The 219-nt window shown below is 31.1% G+C and carries 1 protein-coding gene; it reads right to left on the bottom strand.

What is annotated here, in order from left to right:
• The coding region (locus tag ACRHOC_RS15650) for a 3-hydroxyacyl-CoA dehydrogenase NAD-binding domain-containing protein (protein ID WP_431159498.1) at positions 1–102 on the bottom strand (102 nt) is incomplete at its 3' end.
• Positions 103–219 lie beyond the last annotated feature (117 nt).

The raw sequence follows: 219 nt of genomic DNA, 5'->3' as shown, positions 1-219 counted from the left end.
TAATAAGACATCAACACCAATATTGGCAAAATGGCAAGCTATCCCGCTTCCCATAATACCTGAGCCAATAATCGCTATTTTTTTAATTCTTCGTTTCCTCATTATTTAACAGACTGTTCTTTTTGATAATATATTTTTTTATTTGAGATCATATTATTGATAAGCTCCGCAACCTCATACAAGTTCTGAAGTTTTTCAGGTTCTATATTTCATCTTATC

It is taken from the genome of Winogradskyella poriferorum (assembly GCF_050618035.1).
Classification (GTDB): Bacteria; Bacteroidota; Bacteroidia; order Flavobacteriales; family Flavobacteriaceae; genus Winogradskyella; species Winogradskyella poriferorum_A.
The sequence above is the reverse complement of the archived record's forward strand: the minus strand, read 5'-3'. Positions and strand labels throughout refer to the sequence as shown.